The sequence below is a fragment of the Nocardioides sp. genome, from assembly GCF_041600255.1.
GTDB lineage: Bacteria > Actinomycetota > Actinomycetes > Propionibacteriales > Nocardioidaceae > Nocardioides.
In genome coordinates this window covers 1-4908 of record NZ_JBFIKK010000179.1, presented here as the reverse complement: position 1 = coordinate 4908, position 4908 = coordinate 1, and the positions used below count along the sequence as shown (strand labels likewise).

8 protein-coding genes are annotated in these 4908 nt (G+C 73.1%); all 8 read right to left on the bottom strand.

Translation table 11 applies throughout. The features are described from left to right. Positions 1–102: 102 nt before the first annotated feature. Positions 103–900, bottom strand: coding sequence for a tryptophan synthase subunit alpha (gene trpA / locus ABZE72_RS15600; protein WP_372729954.1), 798 nt, complete (start codon positions 898–900; stop codon positions 103–105). Beyond that, positions 900–2150: a tryptophan synthase subunit beta gene (trpB, locus tag ABZE72_RS15595; RefSeq protein ID WP_372729953.1), complete on the bottom strand. Its 1251-nt coding sequence runs from the start codon at positions 2148–2150 to the stop codon at positions 900–902. Before trpB ends, trpA begins: the two co-directional genes overlap by 1 nt. Beyond that, the gene (gene trpC / locus ABZE72_RS15590) at positions 2147–2950 is read right to left on the bottom strand and encodes an indole-3-glycerol phosphate synthase TrpC (protein ID WP_372729952.1); all 804 of its coding nucleotides are present in this window, start codon (positions 2948–2950) and stop codon (positions 2147–2149) included. The genes trpB and trpC overlap by 4 nt, the downstream gene beginning before the upstream one ends. Before the next feature lie 69 nt (positions 2951–3019). Next, complete coding sequence (locus ABZE72_RS15585) at positions 3020–3454, bottom strand: DUF2752 domain-containing protein (protein WP_372729951.1); 435 nt, start codon at positions 3452–3454, stop codon at positions 3020–3022. 4 nt (positions 3455–3458) lie between these two features. After that, positions 3459–3659 (bottom strand): HGxxPAAW family protein, encoded by a 201-nt coding sequence (locus tag ABZE72_RS15580; RefSeq protein ID WP_372729950.1) that lies wholly within the window; start codon positions 3657–3659, stop codon positions 3459–3461. 42 nt (positions 3660–3701) lie between these two features. Continuing rightward, entirely contained in the window at positions 3702–4304 is a 603-nt protein-coding gene (locus ABZE72_RS15575; RefSeq protein WP_372729949.1) for a Trp biosynthesis-associated membrane protein, read from the bottom strand. A gap of 5 nt (positions 4305–4309) precedes the next feature. Continuing rightward, complete coding sequence (hisI, locus tag ABZE72_RS15570) at positions 4310–4663, bottom strand: phosphoribosyl-AMP cyclohydrolase (RefSeq protein WP_372729948.1); 354 nt, start codon at positions 4661–4663, stop codon at positions 4310–4312. Between the two features lie 56 nt (positions 4664–4719). Then, positions 4720–4908 (bottom strand): hypothetical protein (locus tag ABZE72_RS15565; RefSeq protein ID WP_372729947.1); only part of this gene is annotated, 189 nt, incomplete at its 5' end.

Here is a 4908-nt window from a genome sequence, read left to right as displayed (position 1 = left end):
GTCAGGACCGCGCCGCGGAACTCCTGCTCCGGGGTGGCGCCACCGCCGCAGGCGGTCAGCAGCAGCACGAGGGCGGTGCCGAGCGCGACCAGGACCGGGACCCTACGCACGGCGTACTCCCGCGGCCAGGTCGGCGGTCAGCGCGGCCAGCGCCCGCAGGCCGGCGGGCCGGTCGTCGGCGTGGTCGAGCAGGGTGCGCACGAAGGCGGAGCCCACAATCACCCCGTCGGCGTAGGAGGCGACCTCGGCCGCCTGGTCGCCGTTGCTGACGCCGAGGCCGACACCGACCGGCAGGTCGGTGGTGGCGCGGGTCCGGGCCACCAGCGGGCCCGCGAGGTCGCTGGTGGTGTTCCGGGCGCCGGTCACGCCCATCACGGCGGTGGCGTAGACGAACCCACGACAGGCGGCGGTCGTCATCGCGATCCGCTCGTCGGTCGAGGACGGCGCGACCAGGAAGATCTTGTCGAGGTCGTGGCGATCCGCGGCCGCGATCCACTCCGGGCCGCTGTCGGGGGTCAGGTCGGGCGTGATCAGGCCCGCTCCCCCGGCGTTGGCCAGGTCGGCGGCGAACCGCTCGACGCCGTAGCGCTCGACCGGGTTCCAGTAGGTCATGATCACCGTCGGGACGCCGGTGGCGGCCACGGCCTCGACGGTGCGCAGCACGTCGGTGGTGCGGATCCCCTGCTCCAGGGCCTGCTGGGCCGCGGCCTGGATCGTGGGACCGTCCATCACCGGGTCGGAGTAGGGCAGGCCCACCTCGATGACGTCACAGCCGTTCTCCACCATCACGCGCAGCGCGTCGATGCCGCCGGCGATGTCGGGAAAGCCGGCCGGCAGGTAGCCGACGAGGGCGGCGCGGTTCTCGGCGCGGGCCGTGGCAAAGGCGCGGGCGACGCTCATCAGGACACGTCTCCCTCGGTGGCGTCGGGCTCGCCGAGGCCGAACCACTCGATCGCGGTGCCCATGTCCTTGTCGCCGCGTCCGCTCAGGTTGATCAGCACGGTGGCCTCCGGCCCCTTCTCGGCCGCGAGCTCGCGAGCCACCTTCAGGGCGCCGGCGATCGCGTGCGCGGACTCGATGGCCGGGATGATGCCCTCGGTCCGGCTCAGCAGGGCCATCGCCTCCATCGCCTCGGTGTCGGTCACCGGGGTGTAGGTCGCTCGGCCGATGTCGGACAGGTGGGCGTGCTGCGGACCGACGCCCGGGTAGTCGAGGCCGGCCGAGATCGAGTGCGACTCGATGGTCTGGCCGTCCTCGTCCTGCAGGACGAAGGTGCGCGACCCGTGCAGCACCCCCTTCGCGCCGGCGTGGATGGTCGCGGCGTGCCGCGGGGTGTCGACGCCGTCGCCGCCGGGCTCGAAGCCGTGGATGGCGACCTCCTCGTCCTCGAGGAACGCGGTGAACAGACCGATCGCGTTGGAGCCGCCACCGACGCAGGCCGCGATCGCGTCCGGCAGCCGGCCGTACTGGTCCAGGCACTGCTGCCGGGCCTCGTCGCCGATGCCGCGGGTGAAGTCGCGGACCAGGCTCGGGAACGGGTGCGGGCCGGCCGCCGTACCGAACAGGTACGCCGTGTGGTCGACGCTGGCGACCCAGTCGCGCAGGGCCTCGTTGATCGCGTCCTTGAGGGTGGCGCTGCCGGAGTCGACGGCCACGACCTTGGCGCCGAGCAGGTTCATCCGGGCCACGTTGAGCGCCTGGCGACGGGTGTCGACCGAGCCCATGTAGACGGTGCAGTCGAGCCCGAAGTACGCCGCGGCGGTCGCACTCGCCACGCCGTGCTGACCGGCGCCGGTCTCGGCGATGACCCGGGTCTTGCCCATCCGCTTGGTGAGCAGCGCCTGGCCGAGCACGTTGCGGATCTTGTGCGCGCCGGTGTGGTTCAGGTCCTCGCGCTTGAGCAGGATCCGGGCGCCGACCTTCTCGCCGAGCCGGGTGGCCTCGTAGAGCTGGCTGGGCACGCCGGCGTAGTCGCGCAGGATCGCCTGGAACTCCGCCACGAACGACGGGTCGGCCATCGCGTCCTGCCAGGCCACGGTCAGCTCGTCGAGGGCGGCGATCAGCGCCTCGGGCATGAACCGGCCGCCGAAACCGCCCGGCCCGCCGAACCAGCCCTGCTGGTCGGCGTCGAAGGTGCCCAGGTCGGTCATCGGCTCTCCTCGGTCTCGGTCGGGCGCAGTCCGGTCATCGCCCGCACGGCGGCGGCGGGGTCGCCGTCCTTGACCAGGGCCTCCCCCACCAGGACGGCGCGGGCGCCCTCGTCGACGAAGCGCTGGACGTCGGCGGGACCGCCGATCCCGGACTCGGCCACGGCCACCACGTCCTCGGACAGGTGCGGGGCCAGTCGGCCGAAGGTGGACGCGTCGACGGCCAGGGTCTTGAGGTTGCGGGCGTTCACGCCGATCAGCTCCGCGCCCAGCGCGACCGCGCGCTCGGTCTCCGGCTCGTCGTGGACCTCGACCAGCACGGTCATCCCGAGCTCGCGCGCCTCGTCGTACAACCGGCGCAACAGGTCGTCGTCGAGCGCGGCCACGATCAGCAGCACCAGGTCGGCGCCGTCCGCGCGGGCCTCGAGGAGCTGGTAGGAGGTGACGATGAAGTCCTTGCGCAGCAGCGGGGTGTCCACCGCGGCGCGGACCGCGCGCAGATCGGCGAGGCTGCCACCGAAGCGGCGCTCCTCGGTGAGGACGCTGATCGCCGCAGCGCCGCCGCGGGCGTAGTGGCCGGCCAGCTGGGCCGGGTCCGGGATGTCGGCCAGGTCTCCCTTGCTGGGGCTGCGCCGCTTGACCTCGGCGATGACGCTGGAGGTGGCGCCGCGCAGGTGCGGCATGGGGTCGCGCGGCGGGTCCACGTCGGTCAGCGCGGCGCGGAGGTCCGCAGCGCTCGTGACCGCCTCGCGCGCGGCGAGGTCGATCCGTACGCCGGCGACGATGTCGTCCAGCACGGACATGGGTACTCCATCGATCGAAGGGGGTGTGGGCCAAGCCTCTCACCCGCGGGCAGTGGTGGGGCGAGCGGCTCAGGAAGCGAGCCAGGCGCCCACGGGAAGGTTACGGAGCACCGTGAAAACAGTGACCACCGCGGCGAGCGTGAGCCAGACCCAGCGGGGCACGGCCAGCGGCTCGGCGGCCGCTCCCCCGCGCCACGCGGCGAGCAGGCGACGACCCCACAGCGCGATCACCACCGGTGCCGCGACCACGAGCAGCAGGTTGCTCGACGCAGCGGCGCCGAGCTCGAGGTGGGTCAGGTCGTTGACCGCCCGCAGGCTGCCGCAGAACGGACAGTCGAAGCCGACCAGCGCCGTCGGGCAGTAGCCCCAGGCGCCCGTGGTGTGCGGGTCGCGCAGCCGCAGCGCCAGCGTGCCCAGCGCCGCCACCGCTCCGGCCGCCAGGGGCGAGGCCAGCCGGACCGGGCGCGAGGCCCGGCTCGACGAGAGCGGCGCGACCAGGCTCACGGCATCAGTGGTCGGAGGCGTGGAAGCCCAGCTTGGCGAGGACGAAGAAGACGACGAGGGAGGCCAGCGCGATACCGACGCCCACCCAGAACATCACCATGCTCACCGGGGTCAGCATCAGGGCCACGCTGCCCACGACGAAACCGAGCAGCCCCACGAAGACGGCGCTCCAGGCTGCGGGGGTGTTGCCGTGGCTGTCAGACATGCGTGCTCCTCGTGACGGGGGACGTGCGGTGGTGGGGCCATTCTATTCAGCCGGGCCCGCGGTGGGGTCGCGCCCCTCGTCGAGCGCCTTCCAGAGGTCGAGGCTGGTCTGGTCGGCCGGGTCGCTCGCCGTGGCCGATGTCGGCGCGGCTGCGGCTCCGGGGGCGTCGTACCGGGTGCCCATCTCGGGCCAGTACGGCGCCCAGCGCACCGCGGCTAGGGTGGTGAGCAGGGAGAGCAGCGCCCCGACGGCTGCTGCCCAGAACCAGCCGGTCCGGGTGACGTCGACCTGGTCGATGCCGACGTCGGCGAAGCTGGCCCGCACCGCGCTCGGCACCGAGGAGAAGCCGACCACCACGCTGGCCAGGGTGGCGGCTGCTGCCAGTGCCGCCAGGGCGGCCACCGCACGGCGTACCCGTCCACGAGTGACCAGGAGAACTCCCCAGCAGGCCAGGACGACCAGCGCGAAGGCACCGGCGGCGGGCATCTGCTCGGCCTCGGAGGTGGCGCTCAGCTGAGAGAAGCTTCGGGCCCCGGCGCCGCTCGCCCCGGCCCAGGACTTGTTGCCGGCGACCGCAGCGAGCGCGCCCGCGGCGAGGCCGAGCGCCAGGACGGGGCCGAAGGTTCGTCGGTTCGGGTGGGACATCGAGGTCATCCCTCGGCCGGGGCCAGCAGCAGGTCGGCGTCGAAGCAGGTGCGGTCCCCCGTGTGACAGGCGGCGCCCTCCTGGTCGACCAGGACGAGCAGGGTGTCGCCGTCGCAGTCGAGCCGGACCTCCTTGACGTGCTGGACGTGGCCGGAGGTCTCGCCCTTGAGCCAGTACTCCTGCCGCGAGCGGCTCCAGTACGTCGCGCGCCCGGTGCTCAGCGTGCGCGCCAGCGCCTCGTCGTCCATCCAGCCGAGCATCAGCACCTCGCGGGTGTCGTGCTGCTGCACCACGGCAGGGACCAGCCCGTCGGCGGTTCTCTTCAGGCGGGCGGCTACGGCAGGGTCGAGGGAGGTCACGGATCCAGTATCACGGAGGGTGGGGGGTGGGCGTGTGGGGTGGCTCGAGGCGAGGGTCACCCGAGGGCGGCTTCGACCCGCCAGCGAGCCGGCTGGCGGATCGCCGCGAACTCGTCGGAACTTCGTTTCCGGATGGTGGAAGATCGGCCGGTTTCGGGGGTCGAAATGTCGGTGCTCGCTGGTTGGGTTGTTCCATGACCGAGACGCTCGCTGATGTGGACACCGCCGCCGCGGTGCTCGCTGCG

Excerpts from the sequence above, each read along its gene's own strand:
- trpA (WP_372729954.1), bottom strand. The coding sequence starts at position 900 with ATGAGCGTCGCCCGCGCCTTTGCCACGGCCCGCGCCGAGAACCGCGCC.
- trpB (WP_372729953.1), bottom strand. The coding sequence starts at position 2,150 with ATGACCGACCTGGGCACCTTCGACGCCGACCAGCAGGGCTGGTTCGGC.
- ABZE72_RS15580 (WP_372729950.1), bottom strand. The coding sequence starts at position 3,659 with ATGTCTGACAGCCACGGCAACACCCCCGCAGCCTGGAGCGCCGTCTTC.
- ABZE72_RS15575 (WP_372729949.1), bottom strand. The coding sequence starts at position 4,304 with ATGTCCCACCCGAACCGACGAACCTTCGGCCCCGTCCTGGCGCTCGGC.
- trpC (WP_372729952.1), bottom strand. The coding sequence starts at position 2,950 with ATGTCCGTGCTGGACGACATCGTCGCCGGCGTACGGATCGACCTCGCC.